At 74.1% G+C, this 25,422-nt stretch carries 23 protein-coding genes; 7 read left to right on the top strand and 16 right to left on the bottom strand.

Annotated features, from left to right (window positions below; translation table 11 throughout):
- The first annotated feature begins 293 nt into the window (after nt 1-293).
- A complete protein-coding gene (locus tag MY526_RS19010) occupies nt 294-761 on the top strand; it encodes a hypothetical protein (protein WP_436704818.1) in 468 nt (155 codons plus the stop codon).
- Between the two features lie 121 nt (nt 762-882).
- Here MY526_RS19010 and MY526_RS19005 read toward each other — a convergent pair whose 3' ends face one another.
- Nucleotides 883-1,770, bottom strand: coding sequence for a Gfo/Idh/MocA family protein (locus tag MY526_RS19005; RefSeq protein WP_436694244.1), 888 nt, complete (start codon nt 1,768-1,770; stop codon nt 883-885).
- 2 nt (nt 1,771-1,772) lie between these two features.
- The gene (gene upp, locus MY526_RS19000; protein WP_436704817.1) at nt 1,773-2,396 is read right to left on the bottom strand and encodes a uracil phosphoribosyltransferase; all 624 of its coding nucleotides are present in this window, start codon (nt 2,394-2,396) and stop codon (nt 1,773-1,775) included.
- 51 nt (nt 2,397-2,447) lie between these two features.
- Here upp and deoC point away from each other — a divergent pair, with 51 nt between their 5' ends.
- Genes deoC through MY526_RS18980 form a run of 4 tightly spaced genes read left to right on the top strand, consistent with a single transcriptional unit; the run spans nt 2,448 to nt 7,225 of the window.
- A complete protein-coding gene (gene deoC, locus MY526_RS18995) occupies nt 2,448-3,443 on the top strand; it encodes a deoxyribose-phosphate aldolase (protein ID WP_436704816.1) in 996 nt (331 codons plus the stop codon).
- A gap of 1 nt (nt 3,444) precedes the next feature.
- A complete protein-coding gene (locus tag MY526_RS18990) occupies nt 3,445-4,893 on the top strand; it encodes an aldehyde dehydrogenase family protein (RefSeq protein ID WP_436704815.1) in 1,449 nt (482 codons plus the stop codon).
- Complete coding sequence (locus MY526_RS18985; RefSeq protein ID WP_436704814.1) at nt 4,890-5,756, top strand: aldehyde dehydrogenase family protein; 867 nt, start codon at nt 4,890-4,892, stop codon at nt 5,754-5,756. The genes MY526_RS18990 and MY526_RS18985 overlap by 4 nt, the downstream gene beginning before the upstream one ends.
- A 44-nt stretch (nt 5,757-5,800) precedes the next feature.
- Complete coding sequence (locus MY526_RS18980) at nt 5,801-7,225, top strand: hypothetical protein (protein ID WP_436704813.1); 1,425 nt, start codon at nt 5,801-5,803, stop codon at nt 7,223-7,225.
- 142 nt (nt 7,226-7,367) lie between these two features.
- On the opposite strand, the gene MY526_RS18975 is transcribed toward MY526_RS18980, so the two are convergent.
- The 10 genes from MY526_RS18975 to MY526_RS18930 all read right to left on the bottom strand — a co-directional run bounded on the left by MY526_RS18975 (nt 7,368) and on the right by MY526_RS18930 (nt 19,106).
- Complete coding sequence (locus MY526_RS18975) at nt 7,368-8,852, bottom strand: DEAD/DEAH box helicase (RefSeq protein WP_436694250.1); 1,485 nt, start codon at nt 8,850-8,852, stop codon at nt 7,368-7,370.
- A gap of 232 nt (nt 8,853-9,084) precedes the next feature.
- Nucleotides 9,085-10,146: an adenosine deaminase gene (locus tag MY526_RS18970; protein ID WP_436694251.1), complete on the bottom strand. Its 1,062-nt coding sequence runs from the start codon at nt 10,144-10,146 to the stop codon at nt 9,085-9,087.
- 140 nt (nt 10,147-10,286) lie between these two features.
- On the bottom strand, nt 10,287-11,105 hold the full coding sequence (locus MY526_RS18965) for an ABC transporter permease (RefSeq protein ID WP_436704812.1): 819 nt from the start codon (nt 11,103-11,105) through the stop codon (nt 10,287-10,289).
- Complete coding sequence (locus MY526_RS18960) at nt 11,102-12,013, bottom strand: ABC transporter ATP-binding protein (protein ID WP_436704811.1); 912 nt, start codon at nt 12,011-12,013, stop codon at nt 11,102-11,104. The genes MY526_RS18965 and MY526_RS18960 overlap by 4 nt, the downstream gene beginning before the upstream one ends.
- Nucleotides 12,014-12,051: 38 nt before the next feature.
- A complete protein-coding gene (locus tag MY526_RS18955) occupies nt 12,052-13,332 on the bottom strand; it encodes a thymidine phosphorylase (protein ID WP_436704810.1) in 1,281 nt (426 codons plus the stop codon).
- Entirely contained in the window at nt 13,332-13,745 is a 414-nt protein-coding gene (locus tag MY526_RS18950; protein ID WP_436694255.1) for a cytidine deaminase, read from the bottom strand. The genes MY526_RS18955 and MY526_RS18950 overlap by 1 nt, the downstream gene beginning before the upstream one ends.
- Nucleotides 13,745-15,022, bottom strand: coding sequence for an ABC transporter permease (locus MY526_RS18945; RefSeq protein WP_436694256.1), 1,278 nt, complete (start codon nt 15,020-15,022; stop codon nt 13,745-13,747). Before MY526_RS18945 ends, MY526_RS18950 begins: the two co-directional genes overlap by 1 nt.
- Nucleotides 15,019-16,236 carry an ABC transporter permease gene (locus tag MY526_RS18940; RefSeq protein WP_436704809.1) on the bottom strand — a complete coding sequence of 406 codons (1,218 nt, stop codon included), beginning with the start codon at nt 16,234-16,236 and terminating at the stop codon, nt 15,019-15,021. Before MY526_RS18940 ends, MY526_RS18945 begins: the two co-directional genes overlap by 4 nt.
- The gene (locus tag MY526_RS18935; protein WP_436694258.1) at nt 16,233-17,816 is read right to left on the bottom strand and encodes an ABC transporter ATP-binding protein; all 1,584 of its coding nucleotides are present in this window, start codon (nt 17,814-17,816) and stop codon (nt 16,233-16,235) included. Before MY526_RS18935 ends, MY526_RS18940 begins: the two co-directional genes overlap by 4 nt.
- A 222-nt stretch (nt 17,817-18,038) precedes the next feature.
- Nucleotides 18,039-19,106, bottom strand: coding sequence for a BMP family lipoprotein (locus MY526_RS18930; protein WP_436694259.1), 1,068 nt, complete (start codon nt 19,104-19,106; stop codon nt 18,039-18,041).
- Nucleotides 19,107-19,368: 262 nt separating this feature from the next.
- Between MY526_RS18930 and MY526_RS18925 the strand changes: the two genes are divergently transcribed.
- On the top strand, nt 19,369-20,697 hold the full coding sequence (locus tag MY526_RS18925) for a D-alanyl-D-alanine carboxypeptidase family protein (RefSeq protein ID WP_436704808.1): 1,329 nt from the start codon (nt 19,369-19,371) through the stop codon (nt 20,695-20,697).
- Here the strand turns inward: MY526_RS18925 and MY526_RS18920 are convergent.
- The 4 genes from MY526_RS18920 to hisC all read right to left on the bottom strand — a co-directional run bounded on the left by MY526_RS18920 (nt 20,603) and on the right by hisC (nt 24,395).
- Nucleotides 20,603-21,586, bottom strand: coding sequence for a YihY/virulence factor BrkB family protein (locus MY526_RS18920; protein WP_436694261.1), 984 nt, complete (start codon nt 21,584-21,586; stop codon nt 20,603-20,605). The genes MY526_RS18925 and MY526_RS18920 overlap by 95 nt on opposite strands.
- A gap of 41 nt (nt 21,587-21,627) precedes the next feature.
- Nucleotides 21,628-22,200 (bottom strand): 2'-5' RNA ligase family protein, encoded by a 573-nt coding sequence (locus tag MY526_RS18915; protein ID WP_436694262.1) that lies wholly within the window; start codon nt 22,198-22,200, stop codon nt 21,628-21,630.
- Complete coding sequence (trpS, locus tag MY526_RS18910) at nt 22,197-23,219, bottom strand: tryptophan--tRNA ligase (protein ID WP_436694263.1); 1,023 nt, start codon at nt 23,217-23,219, stop codon at nt 22,197-22,199. The genes MY526_RS18915 and trpS overlap by 4 nt, the downstream gene beginning before the upstream one ends.
- Before the next feature lie 63 nt (nt 23,220-23,282).
- Complete coding sequence (gene hisC, locus MY526_RS18905) at nt 23,283-24,395, bottom strand: histidinol-phosphate transaminase (protein WP_436694264.1); 1,113 nt, start codon at nt 24,393-24,395, stop codon at nt 23,283-23,285.
- 62 nt (nt 24,396-24,457) lie between these two features.
- On the opposite strand from hisC, the gene galE reads away from it, so the two are divergent.
- Nucleotides 24,458-25,414, top strand: a complete 957-nt coding sequence (gene galE / locus MY526_RS18900) for a UDP-glucose 4-epimerase GalE (RefSeq protein WP_436694265.1) — start codon at nt 24,458-24,460, stop codon at nt 25,412-25,414.
- Nucleotides 25,415-25,422 lie beyond the last annotated feature (8 nt).

The raw sequence follows: 25,422 nt of genomic DNA, 5'->3' as shown, positions 1-25,422 counted from the left end.
TCGCGGCGAACGGCGGCGGGTCATGGGTGGCCAGCACGTCAGCACCCGTAGCGCATCCCTACACGTACCAACTGATCGATCCCTGTGTCGCCAACGATGCGAGCACCGGCAGTTGCCAAGGGCAGGACTTCCGGGCGTGCCCCACCGCTCCCGACCGGGTTGCCGACTTCCTGCTCATCCAGCAGAGACGGCTGGTGCTCCCGGACGGCACCACGATCGATGGTTTCGCCGTAACGGCAGGCACCGCCCCAGGCACGCCCGTGGGCCCTTGGCAGAGCGTCACGCGTGAGTGCGTGGACATCACGGCGCTCAACCCGCCGCCGTCCCCCGGTGAGGTGTTCCGCTACTTCCAGACCCTCCCGCTGCCCCAGCTCCCCACCCAGCAGCAGCCGCCGGGCAACGCACTGGTCGGCCTGCCCGTCGTCTTCTACACCGACGGGCCGACCACCCAGACCTTCACCGTCGACATCCGCGGGTTCAGCGTCGACATCGTCGCCACGGCGAGCGGGTTCGCCTGGCACACCGGCGACGGCACCACGCTCACCAGCACCGACCCCGGCGCCCCGTACCCCGACCACACGGTCAGCCACGAGTACCGCACCGGCACGTACAGCGCCTCGCTGACCACCACCTGGAGCGGCACCTTCAGCGTCGACGGCGGGGCCAGCGCCGACGTCCCCGGCACCACGACCACCGACGGCCCGCCGGTCACCTTCGCCGTCCTCCAGGCCGCACCGGTCCTGACCAACCCCTACGACTGAGCCACTCCCGCGGTGTCCTGCACCCTCTTGCGGCGCTGCACCACCGCAAGAGGGGGAACGAGACCGCGGGAGCGGGAGCCGGAGCGGGAGCGGGATCAGGAGCGGGAGTTGGAGCCGGAGCTCAGGCCGACACCGGCTCCCGGCAGCCCGACTCCAGCGCCCGCCGGGCCGTCGCCAGGACCGCGACCACCTCGCGGCCGAACCCGACGTCGCAGGGGTGGATGCCCCCGGCGACCGCCGCGGCCGAGAGCTCGTCGACCGCCACGGTCAGCGCCTCCACCGGGTGCTCGGTGTCGGGCAGCAGGACCACCCGGCCGGCGTCCCCGTGCACGTAGAACTCGATGCCGGTCGACATCGGCGCCACGGTGTGCGAGAGCGTCACCGTCGAGGAGACCCCCGCCTCGTGCTGCAGCACCAGGTGGACGGTGTCACCGGACCCGCCCCCGGCCTGCACCGTGACGACCGGGCCCAGCGCCGGCAGCAGCAGCGACAGCGCGTGCGGGCCGATGTCCCACAGCGCCCCGTGCCTGCGCCGCCAGGCCGAGTCGAAGGGGCTGCCGGCCAGGGCGCTCAGCCACGTGCCCGAGCCACCGGCGAGCAGGGTCCGCCCCGCCTGGGCCAGCCACGAGGAGGTGCCCGCCTGGAACCGGAAGGTGAAGAAGACCACCGACGCCACGCCCGCCGACCGCACCGCCGCCACGACCCGGTCGGCGTCGGACAGCGACAGCCCGATCGGCTTCTCCAGCAGCACGTGCTTGCCGGCCGAGGCGGCCTGCTCGACCAGCGGCACCTGCACGTCCGGCGGGACGGCGATGGCGACGGCGTCCACCTGGTCCAGCAGGGCCCCCAGGTCGTCGTACCCGGGGACGTCGAACTCCGCACCCAGGGCCTTGGCCTTGGCCAGGTCGCGGCCCCACACACCGGTGAGCGACGCCGACGGGTGCTCCGACAGCGCGGTCGCGTGGACGACGCGCGCCCAGTGACCGGTGCCCAGCACCCCGAAGCGCATCGTCACACCGCGCCGAACTGCCGGTCGCCGGCGTCGCCCAGGCCCGGGACGATGTAGGCCTTGTCGTTGAGCCCCTCGTCGACCGACGCGGTGAACACCCGCAGCGGCAGCCCGCTGGCCTCCAGCCGGGCGATCCCCTCGGGCGCGGCCAGCGCGCACAGCACCGTGATCGAGGTCGTGCCGCGCTCGGTGAGCAGACCGCAGCAGTGCACCAGGGAGCCACCGGTGGCCAGCATCGGGTCGAGGACGAACACCGCCCGGTCGACGAGCGACTCGGGCAGCGAGGCCATGTACGCCTCGGGCTGGAAGGTCTCCTCGTTGCGGGCCAGCCCGACGAAGCCCATCTGCGACTCTGGGAGCATCCCGTGCGCGGTGTCGGCCATGCCCAGGCCCGCGCGCAGCACCGGCACGATCAGCGGCGGGGCCGCCAGCCGGTAGCCGGTGGTGCCGGTGACCGGCGTGGTGATCGGGTCCTCGGCGACGGCGAGGTCGCGGGTGGCCTCGTAGACCAGCATCTGGGTGAGCTCGCGCAGCGCCGCGCGGAACGCCGCGTTGTCGGTCCGCTCGTCCCGCATGCGGGTCAGACGGGCGCGGGCCAGCGGGTGGTCGACGACGGTGAGCTGCACGCGCGACACCGTAGCGGCCGTGCTGTCGGCGGCTCAGGGGAGAATGCCCCCATGACCCACGTGCTCGACCCCGACGCCCTGACGGCGGAGACCCCGCCGCGGCGCGAGCCCCTGGCGCCGTTCGGCGACGTGACCCGCTCGGACGCGGCCTTCCGGGCCTTCCTGCACGGCCTCCCCGGCGTCGACCAGGTCGGCGCCGAGGCGCGCGTCGGCGTGCTCGGCACCCGGTCGATCAAGACCACCGCCAAGGCGTGGGCGATCGACACCGCCATCTCGATGGTCGACCTCACCACCCTCGAGGGCGCCGACACCCCGGGCAAGGTCCGCAGCCTGGCCGCCAAGGCGCGCCGTCCCGACCCCACCGACGCCTCCTGCCCGCCGGTCGCCGCGGTCTGCGTCTACGGCGACCTCGCCGGCATCGCACGCGACGCCCTCGCCGGCACCGGCATCCACACCGCCGCCGTCGCCACCGCGTTCCCCAGCGGCCGGGCCAGCCGGGCGGTCAAGCTCGCCGACGTCCGGGACGCCGTGGCCAACGGCGCGGACGAGATCGACATGGTCATCGACCGCGGGGCCTTCCTCGCCGGCCGCTACCTCGACGTCTTCGACCAGATCGTCGCGGTGAAGGAGGCCTGCGGCGACGCCCACCTCAAGGTCATCCTCGAGACCGGCGAGCTGGTCACCCTCGACAACGTCCGCCGCGCCTCCTGGCTGGCCATGCTGGCCGGCGGCGACTTCATCAAGACCTCCACCGGCAAGGTCTCCCCCGCGGCCACCCTGCCGGTCTGCCTGGTGATGCTGGAGGCGGTTCGCGATTTCCGCGCCACCACCGGCCGGCAGATCGGCGTCAAGCCGGCCGGCGGCATCCGGACGACGAAGGACGCCGTCAAGCACCTGGTCCTCGTCAACGAGGTGGCCGGGCCCGACTGGCTCTCCCCCGACTGGTTCCGCTTCGGCGCCTCCACCCTGCTCAACGACCTGCTCCTGCAGCGGCAGAAGCTGCGCACCGGCCACTACTCCGGCCCCGACCACGTGACGGTGGACTGAGATGAGCACCCCCTTCGTGTACGCCCCCGCGCCCGAGTCGCGGTCCATCGTCGACATCGCGCCGTCCTACGGCCTGTTCGTCGACGGCGAGTTCGTCGACGGCGGCGGCGAGTCCTTAAAGACGGTCAACCCGGCCACCGAGGAGGTCCTCTGCGAGGTCGCCGCCGGCACCGACGCCGACGTCGACCGCGCCGTCCGCGCCGCCCGCCGGGCGTTCACCCGCGTCTGGGGGCCGATGCGGCCGGCCGACCGCGGCAAGTACCTGTTCCGCATCGCCCGGCTGCTGCAGGAGCGGGCGCGGGAGTTCGCCGTCCTGGAGTCGCTGGACAACGGCAAGCCGATCCGGGAGTCCCGCGACGTCGACGTCCCCCTGGCCGCGGCGCACTTCTTCTACCACGCCGGCTGGGCCGACAAGCTGGACTGGGCGGGGCTCGGCCCGGGCCCGCGGCCGCTCGGTGTGGCGGGCCAGGTCATCCCGTGGAACTTCCCGCTGCTCATGCTGGCGTGGAAGGTCGCCCCGGCGCTGGCCACCGGCAACACCGTCGTCCTCAAGCCGGCCGAGACCACCCCGCTGACCGCCCTGCTGTTCGCCGAGGTCTGCCGGCAGGCCGACCTGCCGCCGGGGGTGGTCAACATCGTCACCGGCGCCGGGGACACCGGCCGGGCCGTGGTCGAGCACGACGACGTCGACAAGGTGGCCTTCACCGGCTCCACGGAGGTGGGCCGGGCCATCGCCCGCGCGGTCGCCGGCACCCGCAAGTCGCTGACCCTCGAGCTCGGCGGCAAGGCGGCCAACATCGTCTTCGACGACGCCCCGATCGACCAGGCCGTCGAGGGCATCGTGCAGGGCATCTTCTTCAACCAGGGGCACGTCTGCTGCGCCGGCAGCCGGCTGCTGGTGCAGGAGTCGGTCCACGACGAGGTGATCGCGTCGTTGCAGCGCCGGATCGGCACGCTGCGCGTCGGCGACCCGCTGGACAAGAACACCGACATCGGCGCGATCAACTCCGCCGAGCAGCTGGCCCGCATCCGCGAGCTGTCCGACATCGGCGAGGCCGAGGGGGCGCAGCGCTGGCAGCCGGCCTGCGAGCTGCCCGACCGCGGCTTCTGGTTCCCGCCGACGGTGTTCACCCACGTCTCCCCCGCCCACCGCATCGCCCGCGACGAGGTCTTCGGGCCGGTGCTCAGCGTCCTCACCTTCCGGACGCCGGACGAGGCGGTCGCCAAGGCCAACAACTCGACCTACGGCCTCTCGGCCGGCATCTGGACGGAGAAGGGCTCGCGGATCCTGAAGATCGCCAACCAGCTCCGCGCCGGCGTCGTGTGGGCCAACACGTTCAACAAGTTCGACCCGACGTCGCCCTTCGGCGGCTACAAGCAGTCCGGGTACGGCCGCGAGGGCGGCCGGCACGGGCTGACCGGATACCTGAAGGGCGCGACCCACTCATGAGTGACCGGCTGGCCGTTCGCAAGACCTACAAGCTCTTCATCAACGGCGCGTTCCCGCGGTCGGAGTCCGGACGCACCTACGAGGTCACCGACACGAAGGGGCACTTCCTCGCCAACGCGGCGTGGGCCTCCCGCAAGGACGCCCGGGACGCCGTCGTGGCCGCCCGGGCCGCCTTCGGCACGTGGTCGGGGACGACGGCCTACAACCGCGGCCAGGTGCTCTACCGGGTGGCCGAGGTGCTGGAGGGCCGGCACGTCCAGTTCTGCGAGGAGGTGTCCGCCGGCGAGGGGATCTCGAACTCCCGGGCCCGCGCCGCGGTGGACGCGGCCATCGACCGCTGGGTCTGGTACGCCGGCTGGACCGACAAGCTCGCCGCCGTCCTGGGCGGGGCCAACCCGGTCGCCGGGCCGTACTTCGACTTCTCGATGCCCGAGCCGACCGGCGTCGTCGCCGTCCTCGCCCCCCAGCAGTCCTCGCTGCTCGGGCTGGTCAGCGTCCTCGCCCCGGTGCTCGCCGGCGGCAACACCGCGGTCGTCGTCACGTCCCGGGAGCGGCCGCTGCCGGCGGTCACCCTCGGGGAGGTGCTGGCGACCAGCGACGTCCCGGCCGGTGTGGTCAACCTGCTCACCGGCGACGCCGGCGAGATCGGGCCCTGGCTGGCCGAGCACGACGACGTGGACGCCGTCGACCTCACCGGCGCCCCGGCGGGCCGCGCGATGGAGCTCGAGCGCCTGGCGGCCGGCAGCATCAAGCGGGTGCTGCGCCCGCCGGTCGAGGAGCCGGACTGGACGGCCGACCCCGGACTGTCGCGGCTGACGCCGTTCCTGGAGACCAAGACGGTCTGGCACCCCATGGGCGTGTGACAACCCGGAGGTGCGCCGCCGGGAGGACCGGGCAGGATGGCCCCGTGGCAAGGCCCAGCATCGTCCCCATCGCGCTCACCGTCGACGACCGAACCGGATACACCCTGTGGGCTCCACCGTGGGAGGAGGACGGGGAGGAGTGGCAGGCCTTCCTCGGCGCCTCCGAGGGCGACCGGGCGAGCGTCCACCTCTTCCCGACCCCGGCGGCCCTCGCCGCGTTCTGTCGCACCCGCACCGACCACGACCTCGCCGACCACCCGGTCTGGCCGGTCGTCGTCGGCCTGGGCGCCGCTGACCTGACGCCGGACGACGACCACCGCTACGACCTCGACGGCGTCTACGACATCGCCGCGGAGAACCCCGACCGCTGGGCGGTGGAGGAGCTCGCCGCGACGGTGGACATCGTCACCCGGCTGGCCGAGTGCCTGGACACCGGCGACGACGAGCTGGACGACGACCTGGACGACGACGAGCTCACCGACGAGGACGACGACCGCACCGTCGACGCCGACGTCGACCTCGACCGCCGCCCGGACACCGACGTCGAGCGGGGCGGGGAGTTCGGCGCGCTGGCCGACCTGGTGGCCCGCCCCGAGATCGGCTCGCTGGGCCTCGGCGTCGACGCCTTCGTGGGCCGGGCCGGCGAGGACGCCTGGGGCGGCGTCGGCTCCGCCCTCGACGACCTGTGGGAGGACGTCCTGCAGGAGCTCGGCACCCACCTGGACTGGACCGGCGGCGGCACGGTCACCCTCGCCGACTACCCGTCGGCGGAGGAGGCGGACGAGGCCGCCGAGGACGAGGACCTCGAGGACGACGCCGAGACGCAGGAGCCGGCCGTGGCGGCGGCCCCGCCGACGCCGGTGAGCGCGATCGCCCGGCCCGGCCGGATCAGCGCGCCCCCGTCGGAGGTCGCCAAGGCCGCCGAGTTCTGGGAGGCGGTGGGGATCCTGCCGGTGGAGGTCGTCGTCCCCGAGGGCTCCGGGGTGACGCTGCGCTGCTACGTGGAGGACGAGGCGCGCTTCCTCGGCCGGGACGGCGAGGTCTTCGTCTTCCCCTCCCCCGCGCAGCTCACCCGGTTCTGCGCCGGCGACGAGGAGCACGACCTCGCCGAGATCGCCTCGTGGCCGGAGGTGGCCGACACCGACACCCCGCCGCTGCCGGCCGAGCAGGACCGCTACGACCTGACCGAGCTCACCGAGGTGATGGCGGAGGTCGCCGACGGCGCCGCCGGCCTGGTCCCGCACCGCGCGCTCGCCCAGCCGGTGGAGGGCGTCCGCGACATCGCCGAGTACGCGGGGCTCGACCGCGTCGAGGAGCTGCTGCGCCCGAGCGAACCGCTGGGCCGGACGGTGGCCCGCGCCGAGCGGGAGCCCGACGCCCCGCTGCGGGCCGAGGACGCCGCCGCGCTCCGGTCGGTCTGGGACGAGGTCGTCACCCAGGTCAGCGGGGCCCTCGTCTTCCGCGACTGAGGCACGCCCCCTCGAGGCATAGGAAGCTCTTCCCACGTCTTGCGGCCCCCGACGTGGGAAGAGCTTCCTATGCCTCTCCCAACGGACGGCAGCGGCCGGCCCCGGGGAACCGGGACCGGCCGCTGCCGGGTGGATCAGGTGCTCAGTCGGAGAACTGCGTCGACCGGCCGGGGCGGGCGCCCTGGGCGCGGTGGACGCTGGGACGACGGTCCCCGCCCCCGCGGCGCTCGCCGCCGCCCGACCGCTCGAAGTGGGTGCGCTCGCCCGTGGGGCGGTCGCCGTCCCGGCGCGGCCGGTCGCCGTAGGGACGACGCGGACGGTCGCCCTCGCGGCGCGGACGCCGGGCACCGGCGCCCGCCGGACGGCGGGACTCGCGCACCGGGCGCTCGATCGGCTCGACGTGCACGCCGCTGGCGACCAGGTCGGCGATCGGGGCGTCGCCCGGACGGATCCGGTCGACCAGCGGGTCCACCTTGGCCGAGCGGAACCGGCGCTTGGCCTGGCCCACCTGGTCGGGCAGCAGCAGGGAGACGACCACACCGCCGGCACCGGCGCGGGCGGTGCGGCCCGAACGGTGCAGGTAGGTCTTGGCGTCCGTCGGCGGGTCGTAGTGCAGGACCAGCGACACGTCGTCGACGTGGATGCCGCGAGCGGCGACGTCGGTGGCGACCAGGACCGGCGAGCGGGCGTCCATGAACGCCTCCAGCGCACGCTTGCGGGCCGACTGCGGCAGCCCGCCGTGGATGGCCTCGGCCTTGATGCCCGCGGACTGCAGGTTCTCGGCGAGCCGGTCCACACCCAGCTGGGTGCGGGCGAAGACGATCGTCCGGCCGGGGCGACCGGCCAGTTCCGTGGCCACCTGCAGCTTGTCGCGGAAGGCGAGGCTGAACGCCAGGTGCTCGGCCGGCGGGGCCTCGCCGCCGGGGCGGACGACCTCGTGCCGGGCCGGGTCCTTGAGGTAGCGGCGGACCAGCGAGTCGACCTCGCCGTCGAGCGTGGCCGAGAACAGCAGCCGCTGCGCGTCGGAGACCGTCTGGTCGAGCAGCTCCTTGACGACCGGGAGGAAGCCCAGGTCGGCCATGAAGTCGGCCTCGTCCAGCACGGTGACGACGACCTCGGCGAGGGTGGCCTCGCCCTGGCTGATCAGGTCCTGCAGCCGGCCCGGCGTGGCGATGATGACATCGACACCGCGGCGCAGCTGCTGGATCTGGCGGTACATCGGCGCACCGCCGTAGACGGTGGCCAGCTGGACACCGATGGCCTGGCCGAGCGGGGCCAGGGCGTCGTGCACCTGCTGGGCCAGCTCGCGGGTGGGGACGAGCACCAGGCCACGCGGGGCGCGCCGGCCCTGCTTGGCCTCGGCACCGATCCGGGCGAGCAACGGCAAGCCGAAGGCCAGCGTCTTGCCCGAGCCGGTGGCGGCCTTGCCGAGCACGTCGCGCCCGGCGAGGGCGTCCGGCAGGGCCGAGGTCTGGATCGCGAAGGGGTGCCGGATGCCGCGCCGCTCGAGGGCGGTCACCAGCTGCTGGGGCAGACCCAGCTGGGCGAAGGTCGGGCCGGTGGGCGCCTCGACCTCGGGGGTGTGCTCAGGGGTGGTCGGGACGTCGACAGCGTCGAACGTGGTCATACGGGTGTGGGACTCCGATGCTTCTCGGGCGCGTCCCGTGGTCATGCGTGAACGCCGTCGACCGGCGTCCTCACTGGCGATCGCTCACGTCAGCTGTGACGCCCGGATCTGCACGGATGCGCTCATACCCGGACGGACCGTCCGGGAGGATGACCGGCGGTGTGCCGGTACACCCAGGTTAGCAGCGCGGGCCGACCCGCGATTCCCGAGCGCAGGGTGGTCCCCGCCACCCTCAGCCGCGCAGGGCGGCGAACCCCGGCCGGACGACGTCGGCGAGCAGCCGGGCGCGCTCGGTCTCCTCGACGAACGCGGCCGCCAGAGCCCGCTCGGTGACCGTCTGGACGTCGTCCCAGCCCCAGCCGCAGGTGGCGACGACGTCGGCCAGCTCGCTGGTCACCGAGACGCCGCTCATCAGCCGGTTGTCGGTGTTGACGGTGACCGCGAAGCCCAGCCGGTGCAGCCGGTCCACCGGGTGCTCGGCCAGGGAGGGGTAGGCGCCGGTCTGCACGTTGGACGACGGGGCGACCTCCAGCGGCACCTGCTCCTCGAGCACCCGCTTCGCCACCGATCCGAGCGACCCGTCGGCGGCCACCTCGTCGGCGATCCGCACGCCGTGGCCCAGCCGCTCGGCCCCGGCGGCGTCCAGGGCGGCGACGATGCTGTCGATCCCGGCGGCCTCACCCGCGTGGATGGTGCGGTGCGCGCCGGCCCGGTCGAGCAGCGCGATCGCCGACGGGTGCCGGTCGGGCGGGAAGCCGATCTCCGGGCCGGCGAGGTCGAAGCCGACCACCCCGGCGTCCCGGTAGCGGACGACCAGCCCGGCGACCTCGTCCCACCGGTCGGCCTGGCGCATGGCGCAGAGCAGGGTGCCGACGGTGATCGGGGTGGCGGCGTCCCGGCTGCCCGCCGCGAAACCGTCGAGCATCGCCTCGACCGCTTCCGCGATCGGCATGGCCGTGAGCAGCTCGGGGGCCATGCGGACCTCGGCGTACACGACGCCGTCGGCGGCCAGGTCGAGGGCGCACTCGCGGGCCACCCGATGGACCGCCTCCGGCCGCTGCATCACCGCGACGGTGTGCGCGAAGGTCTCCAGGTAGCGGACCAGAGAGCCGGAGTGCGCAGCGCCGTGGAACCACCGGGCGAGCGCGTCGGCGTCGTCCGCCGGCAAATCCCGGTACCCGTGCTCGTCGGCGAGTTCGAGCACCGTCTGCGGCCGCAGCCCGCCGTCCAGGTGGTCGTGCAGGAGGACCTTGGGAGCGCGGCGGAGCGAGGCGGCGTCGAGCGGTGCGGGCACGGCGCAACGCTACCCAGCCGTCACCCTGGGTCCCGGAACCACCGGCGGTTTCCGCGGAAAACGACGGGACTCGTCCGGCGGTTTCCGCGGAGGACGACGGGACTCCTCCGGCGGTCCCCGCGGAGGACGACGGGAGGGGCTCAGCCGGTGCCGCGGTCCTGCCAGCGGAAGGTGAGCACGCACAGCACCAGGCCGGCGACGCACCACACGGCCAGCACCAGCGCGACCCGGCCCAGCTCCCAGCTGCCGGCCGGCTCCTGCGCGGCCAGGGCGTCGGGCAGGAACACCGACCGCAGGCCCTGCGCCATCCACTTCAGCGGGAACAGCGCCGCGATCGTCTGCATCCACGTCGGCACCTGGCTGAACTGGAAGAAGACGCCGGAGATGAACTGCAGCACCAGCGCGATCGGGGTGACCATCGCCGACGCCGACCTGCCGGTCTTGGCCAGGCTGGAGACGGCGATGCCCAGCAGCGTGCACGCCGCCGAACCCATCGCCGCGACCCAGACGAAGGTGAACCAGTCGCTCCCCGAGGGCAGCGGCACGCCGTAGGCCACCGCCCCGACGGTCAGCAGGATCGCGAGGATGAGCACCGTGACGGCCAGGACCTGGACGACCTTGCCGACGAAGTAGGCGCTCTTGGGCATCGGGGTGCCCCACAGGTGCTTGAGCGTCCCGTCGGAGCGCTCGGTGGCGATGCTGATCGCCATGTTCTGCAGGCTGGCGCCGAGGATGCCTGCAGCGATGATCCCGGCCATGAAGTACTGGGTGAAGGTGACGCCGTTGCCGATGTCGTAGTCGAGGACGGCGCCGAAGACCACCAGCAGGATCACCGGGAACAGCAGCGTGAAGACCACCGACTCGCGCTGCCGGAAGAACTCCTTGAGCTCCACCGACGAGCGCGAGCGGTACACGCTCGACAGCGACGGCAGGCCCGTCGTCTCCTGGACGGCGGTCACGCCGGCTCCCCGATCATCCGCAGGTACACGTCCTCGAGCGTCGGGCGGGCGACCGCCAGGTCGGGCACCTCGCCCGGGAACCGGGTGGACAGCTCGCGCACGAACGCCGTCGGCGTGGCGGTCGCCTCGGTGCGGCGGACGCCGCCCTCGGTCCAGGTGACGACGGCCGGCGCGGTCTCCCGGTCGCCGAGCCGGGAGGGGACGGCGACCTCGACCAGCCGGCCGCGGGCGATGACGCCGACCCGGTCGGCCAGCGCCTCGGCCTCGTCGAGGTAGTGGGTGGTGAGCAGCATGGTCGTGCCGAGGTCGCGCAGCGAGCGGATCAGCGACCAGAACTGGCGCCGGGCCTCGGGGTCGAAGCCGGTGGTCGGCTCGTCGAGGAACAGCAGGGTCGGCCGGCCGACGATGCCCAGCGCGACGTCCAGCCGCCGCCGCTGACCGCCCGACAGCGACCGGCCGCGCGCGCCGGCCTTCTCGGTGAGCCCGACCAGCTCGAGCACCTCGTCGGGGTCGCGCGGGTCGGGGTAGTAGGACGCCTCCGCGCGGAGCAGCTCGCGGCAGGTGAGCTGGCTGTCCCCGGCCCCGGACTGCAGGACGATCCCCAGCTGCGCCTTCCACCGCCGCGTCGCCTGGGCGGGGTCGGTGCCGAGGACGCGGACGTCGCCGCCGTCGCGGCCCCGGAAGCCCTCGCAGATCTCGACCGTCGTCGTCTTGCCGGCGCCGTTCGGACCGAGCAGCGCGAAGATCTCGCCGCGGTGGATGTCGAGGTCCAGGCCGTCGACGGCGGCGGACTCGCCGTAACGCTTCACCAGATCGCGGACGGAGATCGCCGCCTCGGGATCCAGCGGCTCCCTCTCGGGGCCCGCCGCGAGCTCGCGAGTGGTGGGGAGGAGGGAGTCCTTCTGCACGACAAGACAGTGTCCCCCATGGCCCTGAGGCTCCGTCCTCACGCCGTGATGCGGTCGAGCAGCAGCGGCAACGGCTCGTCGTCGGTGTCGACGCCGACCGCCCCCTCGAGCGCCTCGAGCGCCCGCTCGATCCGCGCGGGGTCGTCGGTGTGCAGCTCGAGCAGCGGCTGCCCCTCGGTGACCGTCTCCCCCACGCCGGCGGTCCAGGTGACGCCGGCGGCGGCCGACACCGGGTCCTCCTTGCGGGCCCGCCCGGCTCCCAGCCGCCAGGCGGCCACCCCGAGGGCGTAGGCGTCCAGCCGGGTGAGCGTGCCGGTCGCCGGCGCCGTCACCACGTGCTTCTCGGCGGGTTGCGGCAGCGGCGCGTCCGGGTCGCCACCCTGGGCCGCGATCATCCGCCGCCACACGTCCATCGCCCGGCCGTCGGCGAGGGCGCCGGCGGGGTCGACGTCGGACCGCCCGGCGCCGGCCAGCATCTCCCGGGCCAGCGCGAGGGTCAGCTCGACGACGTCGGCCGGCCCGCCGCCCGCGAGCACCTCCACCGACTCGGCCACCTCGACGGCGTTGCCCGCGGCGCGGCCCAGCGGCCGGTCCATCGCGGTCACCAGGGCGACGGTGCGCACCCCGGCCGCCTCCCCGAGGCCGACCATCGTGCGAGCCAGCTCGCGGGAGGCGTCGGGGTCCTTCATGAACGCGCCCGAGCCGGTCTTGACGTCGAGGACCAGCGCGTCGGCGCCCTCGGCGATCTTCTTGCTCATGATCGAGCTGGCGATCAGCGGGATCGACTCCACGGTGCCGGTGACGTCGCGCAGCGCGTAGAGCTTCTTGTCCGCCGGGGCCAGGTCGTTGCCGGCCGCGCAGATCACCGCGCCCACGTCGCGCAGCTGCGCCAGGTAGGCCTCCTCGTGGACGTCGGCCCGCCAGCCGGGGACCGCCTCCAGCTTGTCCAGCGTGCCGCCGGTGTGGCCCAGCCCCCGCCCCGACAGCTGCGGCACGGCCACCCCGCAGGCGGCCACCAGCGGCGCCAGCGGCAGGGTGATCTTGTCGCCGACCCCGCCGGTGGAGTGCTTGTCGGCGGTCGGCCGGCCCAGCGCGGAGAGGTCCTTGCGCTCGCCGGAGTCGATCATCGACTGCGTCCACACGGCCAGCTCGTCGGGCGACATGCCGCGGAAGAACACCGCCATCAGCAGCGCGCTCATCTGCTCGTCGGGCACCTCGCCGCGGGTGTACGCGTCGATCACCCAGCGGATCTGCTCGGCGGTCAGCCGGACGCCGTCCCGCTTGGCGCGGATGACGTCGATGGCGTCGAACGCGGCCATCAGCCCTGTCCCCGCTCCGCCGCCGCCACGAGGTCGTCCGGACCGAAGGCGTCGGGCAGCACCGCGCTCATCGGCACGATGCCGAGCGACACGGTCTCGATGAGCATGCCGGCGCCGCCGTGCTCCCACAGCAGCTGCCGGCAGCGGCCGCACGGCATCAGCGGCTGCCCGTCGCCGCCCACGCAGGCGACCGCGACCAGCCGGCCGCCACCGGAGCGGACGAGGTCACTGACCATGCCGCACTCGGCGCACAGGCCCACCCCGTAGGAGGCGTTCTCCACGTTGCAGCCGGTGACCACGCGACCGTCGTCCACCAGCCCGGCCACGCCGACGGGGAACTTCGAGTACGGCGCGTAAGCGTGCGTCATCGCCTCCCGCGCCGCCGTCCGGAGGACGTCCCAGTCGACCTGCATCAGTGTTCTCCTCGTCGATAGACCAGGCCGTCGGCCTTGGGCATCCGCAGGCGTTGGGACGCCAGCGACAGCACGAGCAGCGTGGTCAGGTGCGGGGTGAAGAAGACGATGCCCGCGGGCAGCCGCTCGATGGTGAGGAAGCCGACCAGAGCCGCGGCCGCGAAGGCCCCGGCGAGCACCGCCTGCACGAGCTTGCGCTGCACCCCCTGGTACACCGCCACCGCCGCCAGGAGCACGGCCACGAGCAGCAGCAGCGCCACCACGGCGGTCCGGCTGCGCAGTTGCAGCGCGTCGGCGAAGCCGAACAGCCCCGCACCGGCGGCGAGACCGCCGGGCCGCCAGTTGCCGAAGATCAGCGCGGCCAGGCCGATGAACCCGCGGCCGCCGGTCTGGCCCTCGCGGTAGATGTTGGCGATGAACACGAGGGACACCCCGCCCAGCCCGGCCAGCGCCCCGGAGATGACCACGGCGGTGTACTTCAGCCGGTACACGGGCACGCCGAGCGAGTCCGCCGCCGCGGGGTTCTCCCCGCAGGAGCGCAACCGCAGGCCGAACGCCGTCCGCCAGAGGACGAGGTAGGACACCGGGATCAGCAGGACGGCGACCAGGGTGAGCACACCCACGTCGCTGGTCAGCCCGCGCAGCACGCCGGCGAGGTCGCTGATCAGGAACCAGTGCCGCTGCTCGAGCGAGCCCAGCAGGTCCGGCCCGGAAGACAGCACCGGGAGCGAGAAGTCCGGCGGCTGGCTGGCCAGCGGGGGTGACTGGGCGGCGCCGCCGCCGGCGGGGTTGTCGATGTAGTTCAGCTCGGAGAGGAAGCGCACGATGCCGGCGGCGAGGAGGTTGATCGCCACGCCGGACACCACGTGGTCGACGCCGAAGGTGACCGTGGCGATCGCGTGCAGCAGGCCGCCCACCGCGCCGAGGACCACCCCGCCGACCACGGCCGCGCCCCACCCCCACTGGTAGCCGGCCCAGCCGGCGCCCCACGTGCCGAGGATCATCATGCCGTCGAGGCCGATGTTGACCACGCCGGCCCGCTCGGAGAACAGGCCGCCGAGCGCGGCGAGCGCGATGGGGACGGCGAGCAGCAGCGCGGCCGCCATCGTGGACGACGACGTGAGCTCCTGCTCCCCCGAGACCACGCGCACCACGGAGACCAGCACGAGCACGCCGAGGACGAGCCACAGCACCCGCCGGGAGCGGCCACCGCCGGTGAGCAGGTCGGTGAGCGGCCCGCGGCTGGGCCGGGCAGGCGGACTCTGCACGGTGCTCATGCCTGCGCTCCCTGCTGTTCACCGGGCACGGGGGTGTAGGCGCGGCGGCCGCCGTCGGGACCGTCCCCCGGGGGCGAGCCGCCGCCTCCGCTGCCCCCGGAGTCGGGCGGTGGGGCCGCGGCGGACGACCCGGCCCGCTCCGCCGAGCGCAGCGCCAGCCGGCGGGCGATCTCGTTGGCGATGACGACGGCGAGCACGATGGTGCCCTGGATGATCGTGACCACCGACGACGGGATGTCGGCGAACTGCAGCGGCAGGGCCGCCCGGTCGAGGAAGGCGAACAGCAGCGCCGCCACCGCGATGCCCAGCGGGCTGTTGCGGCCCAGGAGCGCCACCGCGATGCCGAGGAAGCCGAGCCCGGCGGTGAACTCCGTGCCGAACTCGTGGACGTCCCCGAGCAGCTCCGGCATGCCGATCAGGCCGGCGATCCCGCCGGACAGCAGCATCGTCTTGATCACCATGCCGCGGGCGTCCACGCCGCTGGCCCGCGCGGCCGACGGCGAGAGCCCCGTCGCCCGCAGGTCGAATCCGAAGCGGGTGCGCCTGAGCAGCACCGCGACCGCGACGCCGATGACGATGGCGACCAGCAGGAAGCCGTAGAGCTCCGAGCGCGGCTCGGCCAGGCCCAGCCCGGTGAGGACGCCGTTGAGCCCGGGGAACCAGCCGGACTCGGGGATGGTCTTGGTCGTCACGATCGACTGGCCCTCGGCGCTGCCCCGCAGCGGCCCGGTGAGCAGGAACGAGGCGATGCCCAGCGCGACGAAGTTGAGCATGATCGAACTGATCACCTCGCTCACGCCACGGGTGACCTTGAGGACGCCGACGATGCCGGCCCACACCGCCGCGACGACCATGGCCACGACCACGATCAGCAGCACGTGGAGCGGTGCCGGCAGCGTGACGGCGGCGCCGACGGCCGCGGCGAGGATCGTCGCCAGCCGGTACTGGCCCTCGACGCCGATGTTGAACAGGCCCATCCGGAACGCGACGGCCACCGCGAGGCCGGCCAGGAACAGCGGGACCGCCCGGTTGAGGATCACCACGATCGACTGGGTCTGCTGCGACGGGGTGTCGCCCAGATCGGTCATGACCCGCAGCGCCGCGATGGGGTCCTTGCCGATCAGGGCGATGACGATCGCCGTGACGATGAGCGCGACGACGATGGCCATCGCCGGCCCGAGCAGGGCCAGGCCGACCCGGCGGAGACGGTTCACGCGGCACCTGCCGTCGTCCGGGCACCGGTCATGTACCCGCCCAGTTCCTCGGGGGTGACGCGGGAGGGGTCGACGGTGGCGACGAGCGAGCCGCGCAGCATGACGTGCAGCGTGTCGGACAGGCCGATCAGCTCGTCGAGGTCGGCGGACACGAGCACGATCCCCATCCCCTCGGCGCGGGCGTCCTTGAGCAGCTCCCAGATCACCGCCTGCGCGCCCACGTCGACGCCCCGGGTCGGGTGCGCGGCGATGAGCAGCCGGGGAGCGGCGCTCATCTCGCGCCCGACGATCAGCTTCTGCTGGTTGCCACCCGACAGCGCGACGGCCAGGGTGTCCGGGCCCGGCGCGCGGACGTCGTACTCCTGCATGATCCGTTCGGTGTCGGCACGCGCGGCCCGGCGGTCGAGGAACCAGCCTCTCACCGCCGGCGGCCGCGTCTGGTGCCCGAGGATGCGGTTCTCCCACAGCGGGGCGTCCAGCAGCATCCCCTGCCGGTGCCGGTCCTCGGGGATGAAGCCGATGCCGGCCTCGCGCCGGGCGCGGGTCGACCAGCCGGTGACGTCCTCGGCGCCCAGGGTGATCGTGCCGCCCGCGAGCGGGCGCAGGCCCATGATCGCGTCGACCAGCTCGGCCTGGCCGTTGCCCTCGACGCCGGCGATGCCGACGACCTCGCCCTCGCGCACGGTCAGGTCCACGTCGTGGACGAGCGGCCGGCGCCCGGGCTCGCCCACGGTCACGTGCCCCAGCTGCAGCACCGGCGTGTCCCGCACGGTGGATGTCCTCGTCTCCGGCGTCGGCAGCTCCGCGCCGACCATCATCTCGGCCAGTTCCCGCGTGGACGTCGTCCTCGGGTCGGCGGTGCCGACGGTGGTGCCCCGGCGGATGACGGTGATGGAGTCGGCGACGCGGCGGACCTCGTCCAGCTTGTGCGAGATGAAGATGACCGTCAGGCCCTCCCGCTTGAGCTCGGCGAGGTTGCCGAACAGCTCGTCGACCTCCTGGGGCACGAGGACGGCGGTCGGCTCGTCGAGGATCAGCGTCGTCGCCCCCCGGTACAGGACCTTCGCGATCTCGACCCGCTGCCGGTCGCCCACCCCCAGGTCCTCCACGTGCTCGTCGGGATCGAGGTCGAGGGCGTAGCGGTCGGAGATGTCGGTGATGCGGCGCCGGGCCTCGGCGCGGTCCAGGCCCAGGCCGCGGGTGGGCTCGCTGCCCAGGACGACGTTCTCGAGGACGGTGAAGTAGTCGGCCAGCATGAAGTGCTGGTGGACCATGCCGATGCCCGCGGCGATCGCGTCGGCCGGGCTGCGGAAGTGCACCTGGCGCCCGTGCAGGAAGATCTGCCCCTCGTCCGGCCGGTGCATCCCGTACAGGGTCTTCATCAGCGTCGACTTGCCGGCGCCGTTCTCCCCGACGATGGCGTGCACCTCGCCGCGGCGGACCCGCAGCTCGATGTCCTTGTTCGCCACCACGCCGGGGAAGCGCTTGGTGATGCCGTGGAGCTCGACCGCGTACGGGGCGGCGTCGCCGTCCGCACCGCCGGCCGCCGCCTCCCCTGACGGGACGCCTGCTGTGGCCATGGTGGGCCCTCCCTCGTTGCGCCCTCCGGGTGTGCGGGCGCGTCCAACTCTGCTGCATGGGGCGCGCGGGATCGACCGCTCCCCTCGTCCGGCCGGGGTCCCCCCGGCCGCCGCATGATCGCTCACCGGGAGGGCAGGGGCCCGGCGCTCACGACGGCGGGCCCGGGGGCGGAAGTGCTCCCCGGGCCCGCTGTCGTCGTGCGTCCGCTCAGCCGGCCGGCGTCACGGGGTCGTGGGGACCTCGATCGTGCCGTCGATGATCTGCTGGCGGTAGGTGTCCAGGTCGCCCTGGATGTCGTCGATGAAGCCACCGGTCGTGGCCAGCCCGACGCCCTCGCTCTCGAGGTCGTAGAGGATGTCGGCGCCGCCCTCCACGTTCCCGTCGACGAAGGAGCCGACGAAGGCGGTCACCGCGTTGTCGACCCGCTTGAGCATCGAGGTCATGATCACGGCCTGGAGGGCCGGGTCGTCGACCGTCTGGTACTGGTCGGAGTCGACGCCGATCGCCCGGGCACCCGCGGCGGCCGCCGCCTGGAAGACGCCGGTGCCGGAGCCGCCGGCCACCTGGAAGACGATGTCCGCCCCGCCGGCGTACATGCCCGAGGCCAGGATCTGCGCGCGCGCCGGGTCGTTGAACCCGGAGAAGTCACCGGCCGGCGAGATGTACTGCACGTCGATGCCGATGTTCGGGTTCACCGTCTGGGCCCCGGCCTGGTAGCCGGCCTGGAAGGTCTGGATCAGGGGGACGTCGACACCACCGACGAACCCGATGCGGCCGGTCTCGCTCTTCAGCGCGGCGGCGGCGCCGGCGAGGAAGGACCCCTGCTCCGCGGCGAAGATCAGGCCGGTGACGTTGTCACCCTTGCTGGTGCCGTCGGGCAGCTCGTGCGAGCCGTCGACCTGCGCGAAGGTCGTGTCCGGGAACTCGGCCGCGACGTCGGCGATGATCTGGTCGTAGGCGAAGCCGACCGCGATGACCGGGTTGTAGCCCTGCTCGGCGAGCTGGGCGAGGAGCTCGGCACGGTCCGAGCCGTCCTCGTTCGGGGTGACCTCGCGGTACTCCCCGCCGAACTCGGCGATCGCGGCCTCGGCGCCGGCGAAGGCGGAGTCGTTGAACGAGCGGTCGCCACGACCGATGGCGTCGTAGGCCAGGCCGATCCGCAGTTCGGTGCTCTCGGCACCGCCACCGCCGCCGCCACCGCTCTCCGGCTCGTCGCTGGCGCAGGCCGCCAGGGCCATGCTGCCGGCCAGCAGCATCGCCGCGGCCTTCATCCTCCGCGCTCGGCGCAAGACGGTCTCCTCTCTGGGGGGACGGGCCCTCGCAGAACCGGGCCCCTCCCGGTGGGATCAGGGGTCGCGCGCCGCCGGCCGGGACCGCGTGCGGCCGGGCCGGAACGAGCGACCAGGGCACGCTAACCGCGGGTCGCACCACCGCCACCACCTCGGGAGGACACCGAGATGGGATCGTTGCGAAGGGCCGCCCGCGCAGTGGCGCCGGCCACGGGCCGGTCCGGGGTGAGCGCGGCGACCTGCAGGTCTAGCCTCCACCCCCGTGGGACGACGGACGGCCGCGGCGCGGCTGGGAACCGCACTCCTGGCGGCCGCGCTGCTGGTGCTGGGTGGTGCCGGCGCCGCCCTGGCGGAGGAGGCCCGCCCCACCGCCGACCTGTCGGCGCCGACCCCCACCGCCCCGGAGCCCGGCGGCCCGCCCCAGGGCAGCGGGCCCGGTGGGGTGACCGTGGGCGGGGAGGGGCTGGACACCCGCGGCACGGTCGTCGTGGACGGCGCCCCGCCGCTGCCCGAGGGCATCGCCGCCCCCGGGTGGCTGGTGGCCGACGCGACCACCGGCGCGGTGCTGGCCGCCCGCGACCCGCACGGCCGCTACTACCCGGCGAGCACCCTCAAGACCCTGACCCTGCTCACCCTCGCCCCGCTGCTGGACCCCGCCGAGGTGGTCGAGGGCACCGAGGAGGACGAGCGGATGGAGGGCAGCCGGGTCGGGATGGTCGCCGGCGGGCGCTATCCGGTCTCGCTGCTGTTCGAGGCGCTGGTCCTCCAGTCGGGCAACGACGCGGCCAACGCCCTGGCCCGCGCGGCCGGCGGGGTCGGGACGACGGTGCGGGCCATGAACGACACCGCGGCGGCGATCGGCGCGTTCGACACCGTCGCGGGGTCGCCGTCCGGGCTGGACGTCGCCGGCCAGTCCTCCTCCCCCTACGACCTGGCGCTGGTCTTCCGCCGGCTGGTCGCCGACCCGCGCACCGCCGCGATCCTGCGGACGCCGCTGGCCGCGATGCCCCCGGTCGAGGGCCGCTCCCCCGGCTACCAGATCCAGAACGAGAACCCGCTGCTCACCGCCTACCCCGGCAACCTCGGCGGGAAGACCGGCTTCACCGACGCCGCCCGGCACACCTTCGTCACCGCCGCCGAGCGTGGGGACCGGCGCCTGGTGGTCAGCGTGATGGGCACCGAGAGCCTTCCGCTGCGGGCCGCCGACCAGGCCGCCCTGCTGCTCGACTGGGGGTTCGCCGTCCCGTCGGGAGCGGCCGGCGTGGGCGTGCTGGTCGACTCGGCCGACGACGTCGCGGCGCCGCCCACCGTCACCTCCGCCGCCGCCCCGGTGGCGGAGACGGACGGCGCCCTGGCCGCACCCGCGGCGCGCACCGCCGACGACGATCCGGCCTCGCCGCTGGTGCCGGTGGCGCTGGGGATCACCGCCGTGGTGATCGTCGTGGCGACCGTCGTCGGCTGCCGGCGGGCGGTGCGGATCGTCCCGGCACCCCGGGTCAGGCGGCCGGGGGGACCACCGGGTCGTCCGGGTCCCGGACCGCGGGGGCGGCCCGCTGCACCCGGGGCAGGGTCGCCGTCCAGGCCGCGGTGAAGAACGCGAACCGGCAGACGGTGTTGAGCCACACGAGGATGCCGACGGCGCCGCCGAACGCCGAGGCGGTCACGCTGCCGGAGATGAGCGACAGGTAGAGGCTGCCCAGCAGCTTCATCGCCTCGAAGCCCGCGGCCCCGAAGACCGCACCCGGCAGCAGCAGCCGCACCGGGTGCGGGTTCGCCGGGACGACCTTGAGCAGCCACAGGAAGACGACGACGTCCGTGCCGAGCGCCAGGGCGAGGCCGAGCACCCAGGTCAGCACCCCGAGGCCCGGTGCGCCGTCGAGGCCGAGCACCCCGAGCAGCCGCCCGCTGGCCTGGGTGACCGCGCCGGTCAGTCCGAGGCTGAGCAGCCCGGTGGCACCGAGGGCGACCAGCGCGGTGAGGTCCTGCAGGTTGTCCCGGAGGAACTCCGGCTCGTCGGCGCGTCCCCGCCAGACCCGCTCCATGCCGATCCGCAGCTTGTCCATGGCCCGCAGCCCCGCGTACAGGAAGCCGGCCAGGCCGATGAGGCCGGTGACCCCGGCCGCGCCGACCGCCCCGCGCAGCTCACCGACGATCTGCTCGCCGGTGGAGCCGGGGAAGGCCTCGCGGATGGCGTCGTAGAGCTGTTCCTGCAGCAGCGCGTCGCCGGCGAGCGCCAGCCCGATGACCGAGGCGACGAGGAGCAGGACCGGGACGAGCCCGAGGAAGACGAAGTAGGTGACCCCGGCGGCCATGAGCTCGCCCTGGGTGCGCCGGTAGCGGCCGCCGGCGCGGGCCAGGTGGTCGAACCACGGCCGGCGGCGGCGCAGCCCCGCGACCAGGTCCCCCCAGCCCGTGGCCAGCCGGGTGGCCCAGGCGAGACGGCCCGCGGGCTCGGACCGCTCGGTCCGGGTGGCACTCACCGCTCCCGGTCTGCGGCCTGGCGGAGACCCGCGCGCCACGGTCAGGAGAGCGGCGGGCCGGTGAGGGGGTACTCGCGGGCGATCGCCCAGGCGCCGTCGGGTGTCTGCTCGAACTCGGTGAAGTGGGTGACCCGGAACTCCGCCGAGAGGTCGGCCAGACCGCAGTAGGCGAGGTCGAGCATGTCGGCCGGGACGTCGTGGGCGACGGTCACGTGCGGGTGGTACGGATAGGACAGCGAGCGGGTCAGGGGGCCGCGCCGGACGTCGTTGGCGATCAGCTCGCAGTTGCCGATGCCCCGGGCGACCGCCACGAAGACCACCTCGGAGACCGGCGAGAACGTGCCGGTGCCGGACAGGTGCATGTCGAAGGCCGGGTGCGCCCGGGCGACCGCGGCCAGGTGCGCGCTGATCGCCGGGCGGTCGGCGACGGCGACCTCGGTGGGCGGCAGCAGCGTGACGTGCGGCGGGACGAGGGTGGCCTGCGCGTCGCCGACCTTCGTCCGCCAGTCGACGAACACTTGCGCCCACGGCTCGGGGATCGGCACGACCACCCCGAGGACGGCGGTCTCCGGCACCGCGATCCGGCTGCGGGGCACGAAGGTGTCGTCGTTCACGGCCTCACCCCCGCAGGCGGCAGGAAGCCCACGCGGTCGTACGCGGCCGCGACCGTGCCCGCGGCGACCTCCCGGGCACGGGCCGCGCCGGCGGAGAGCACCCGCTCGAGCTCGGCCCGGTCGTCGAGCAGCTCCTGCGTGCGCGCGCGGACCGGCGTCACGAATTCGACGACGACCTCGGCGAGCTCCTTCTTGAGGTCGCCGTAGCCGCGGCCGGCGAACCGCTCCTCCAGCTCGGCGACGGGAGTCCCCGACAGCGCGCTGTGGATGGTCAGCAGGTTGGTGATCCCCGGCTTCGCCACGGGGTCGGCGACGACCTCGCGACCGGTGTCGGTGACCGCCGAGCGGATCTTCTTCGCCGTCACCTTGGGGTCGTCGAGCAGCAGGACGCAGCCGGCCGGCGGGAGGCTCTTGCTCATCTTCTTGTCCGGCTGCTGGAGGTCCATGACCCGGGCCGCCCCCTCGGGGATGATCCCCTCGGGCACCGGGAAGGTGTCCCCGAAGCGGCCGTTGAAGCGGATCGCGACGTCGCGGGTGAGCTCGAGGTGCTGCCGCTGGTCGTCGCCGACCGGCACCTGGTGGGCCTGGTAGACCAGGATGTCGGCGGCCATGAGCACGGGGTAGGTGAACAGGCCGACGGTCGTGCCGGCCGCCCCCTCGCGCTGGCTCTTGTCCTTGAACTGGGTCATCCGGCTGGCCTCGCCGAACCCGGTGAGGCACTCCAGCACCCAGGACAGCTGCAGGTGCTCGGGCACGTGGCTCTGCACGAACAGCGTGCTCCGCGCCGGGTCGACTCCCAGGGCGAGCAGCTGCGCCGCCGAGACCAGGGTGTTGCGCCGCAGCTCCGCCGGGTCCTGCGCGACGGTGATCGCGTGCAGGTCGACCACGCAGTAGAAGGCGTCGGTGGTCTCCTGCAGCTGCACCCACTGGCGCAGCGCGCCCAGGTGGTTCCCGAGGTGGAAGGAACCCGCCGTCGGCTGGATGCCGGAGAGCACACGGGGAGGAGGCACGTCGGTCATCAAACCAGCCGCCGCGCGGCCGCCGCGCCGGGCGTCCCGAACGGGCTCGTCACCGTCGGCGGGTCACGCGGCCGGCGTGGCGGAGCGCACCTGGTCGAGCGCCGCGAGGAAGGCGTCGTCCTCCTCGGGGGTGCCCACGGTGACCCGGATGCCCTGGCCGGCGAAGGGCCGGGTGATGACCGCCCGCGCCTCGAGTGCGGCGGCCAGGCCGGCCGCCTCCTCCGCCACCGGCAGCCAGACGAAGTTCGCCTGGCTGTCGGAGACGTCGAACCCGCGCTCGCGCAGCGCCGCGGTCAGCCGCTCCCGCTCGGCGGTGACCGCCGCGCAACGCCGGCGCACCTCCTCCTCGCTGGCCAGTGCGGCGACGGCGGCGGCCTGGGCGAGCGAGGAGACGCTGAAGGGGACGTGCGTCCGGCGCACCATCTCGGCCACCGCGGGGTCCTCCGCGACGAGGTAGCCGACCCGCAGCCCGGCCAGCCCCCAGGCCTTGGAGAAGGTGCGCAGCACGGCGACGTTGGGCCGCCCGCGCATCAGCTCCAGCCCGTCGGGGACGTCGGGGTCGGTGACGAACTCGCGGTAGGCCTCGTCGAGGACGACGAGCGTCTCGGCCGGGACGGCGTCGAGGAAGCGCTCCAGCTCCGCGCGGCGGACCGCCGTCCCGGTCGGGTTGTTCGGGTTGCACACGAAGACCACGCGGGTGGTGTCGTCGACCGCCGCGGCCAGCGCGTCGAGGTCGTGGGTGTCGGCCGGGCCGCCCGGCCGGCCGGGCACCAGCGGGACCATGACCGCCCGCGCACCGGCGACCTGGGCGAGCAGCGGGTACATCTCGAAGGACCGCCACGCGAAGGCGATGCTCGTCCCCGGGTCGTTGAACGACTGCGCCAGCTGCTGGCAGAGCATCACCGCACCGCAGCCGGCGACGACCTGGGCCGGGTCGACGCCGTACCGCCGCGCCAGCGCGGCGGTCAGGACGACGGCGCCGTTGTCGGGGTAGCGGTTGGTCTCCCCCGCCGCGGCGGCCAGCGCCTGGACGACGGCCGGCAGGGGCGGGAACGCGACCTCGTTGCTGGCCAGCTTGACCGCCTGCGGCACCCCGATCTCGCGGGCGAGGTCGGCGGGGTTGCGCCCCGGCTTGTAGGCGGGGAGCTGCTGCACCGCCGGTCGTGCGCTGACCACTGGCTCGTCCTCCTCGACCGCGCCGCAGGGTGGCCCGCCCCGCGGGCTTCTAGGGTGGGCGCATGCGCGTACTCGTCGCCGGTGGGGCCGGCTACATCGGCAGCGTAGTCACGGCCGCTCTCCTGGAGAGCGGCCACGAGGTCACCGTGCTCGACGACCTCTCCACCGGACACGCCGACGCGGTGCCGTCCGGGGCCCGGTTCGTGCAGGCGTCGCTGCACGACTCGGCCCCGGTGCTGGCCGACGTCCGGCCCGAGGGGGTGCTGCACTTCGCGGCGAAGAGCCTGGTCGGTGAGTCGCAGGTCAAGCCGGAGATCTACTGGGACACCAACGTCGGCGGCTCCCTCGCGCTGCTGGAGGCGATGCGCGCGGTGGACTGCCGCCGGATCGTGTTCTCCTCGACCGCGGCCACCTACGGGGAGCCGGAGCAGGTGCCCATCCGCGAGGACGCCCCGACCCGGCCGACCAACACCTACGGCGCCTCGAAGCTCGCCGTCGACGCGATGCTCACCTCGTACGCGACCGCCCACGACTTCGCCGCGGTGAGCCTGCGCTACTTCAACGTGGCCGGTGCCGCCTACGGCCTCGGCGAGCGGCACACCACCGAGACCCACCTCATCCCGATCGCGCTGCAGGTCGCGGCGGGCACCCGCCAGGCGATGACCGTCTACGGCGAGGACTACCCGACTCCGGACGGCACCTGCATCCGCGACTACATCCACGTCGCCGACCTCGCCGACGCCCACCTGCTCGCGCTGACCGCACCGGCCCCGGGCGAGCACCGCATCTACAACCTGGGCAACGGGACCGGATTCTCGGTGCAGCAGGTCGTCGACGCCGTCCGCGAGGTGACCGGCCACCCGGTGCCGGTGGAGGTGGGCGACCGCCGGGCCGGCGACCCGGCCCAGCTCGTGGCCTCCAGCGACCGGATCCGCACCGACCTGGGCTGGAAGCCGCAGCACACCGATCTGGCCGGCATCGTCCGCGATGCCTGGGAGACCGCCCGCTCCCGCACCTGAGCAGGCAT

The sequence above is a fragment of the Geodermatophilus sp. CPCC 205761 genome (assembly GCF_051383655.1).
GTDB lineage: Bacteria > Actinomycetota > Actinomycetes > Mycobacteriales > Geodermatophilaceae > Geodermatophilus.
Note: the sequence above shows the minus strand (reverse complement) of the source record. Positions and strands in the feature narration are given on the sequence as shown.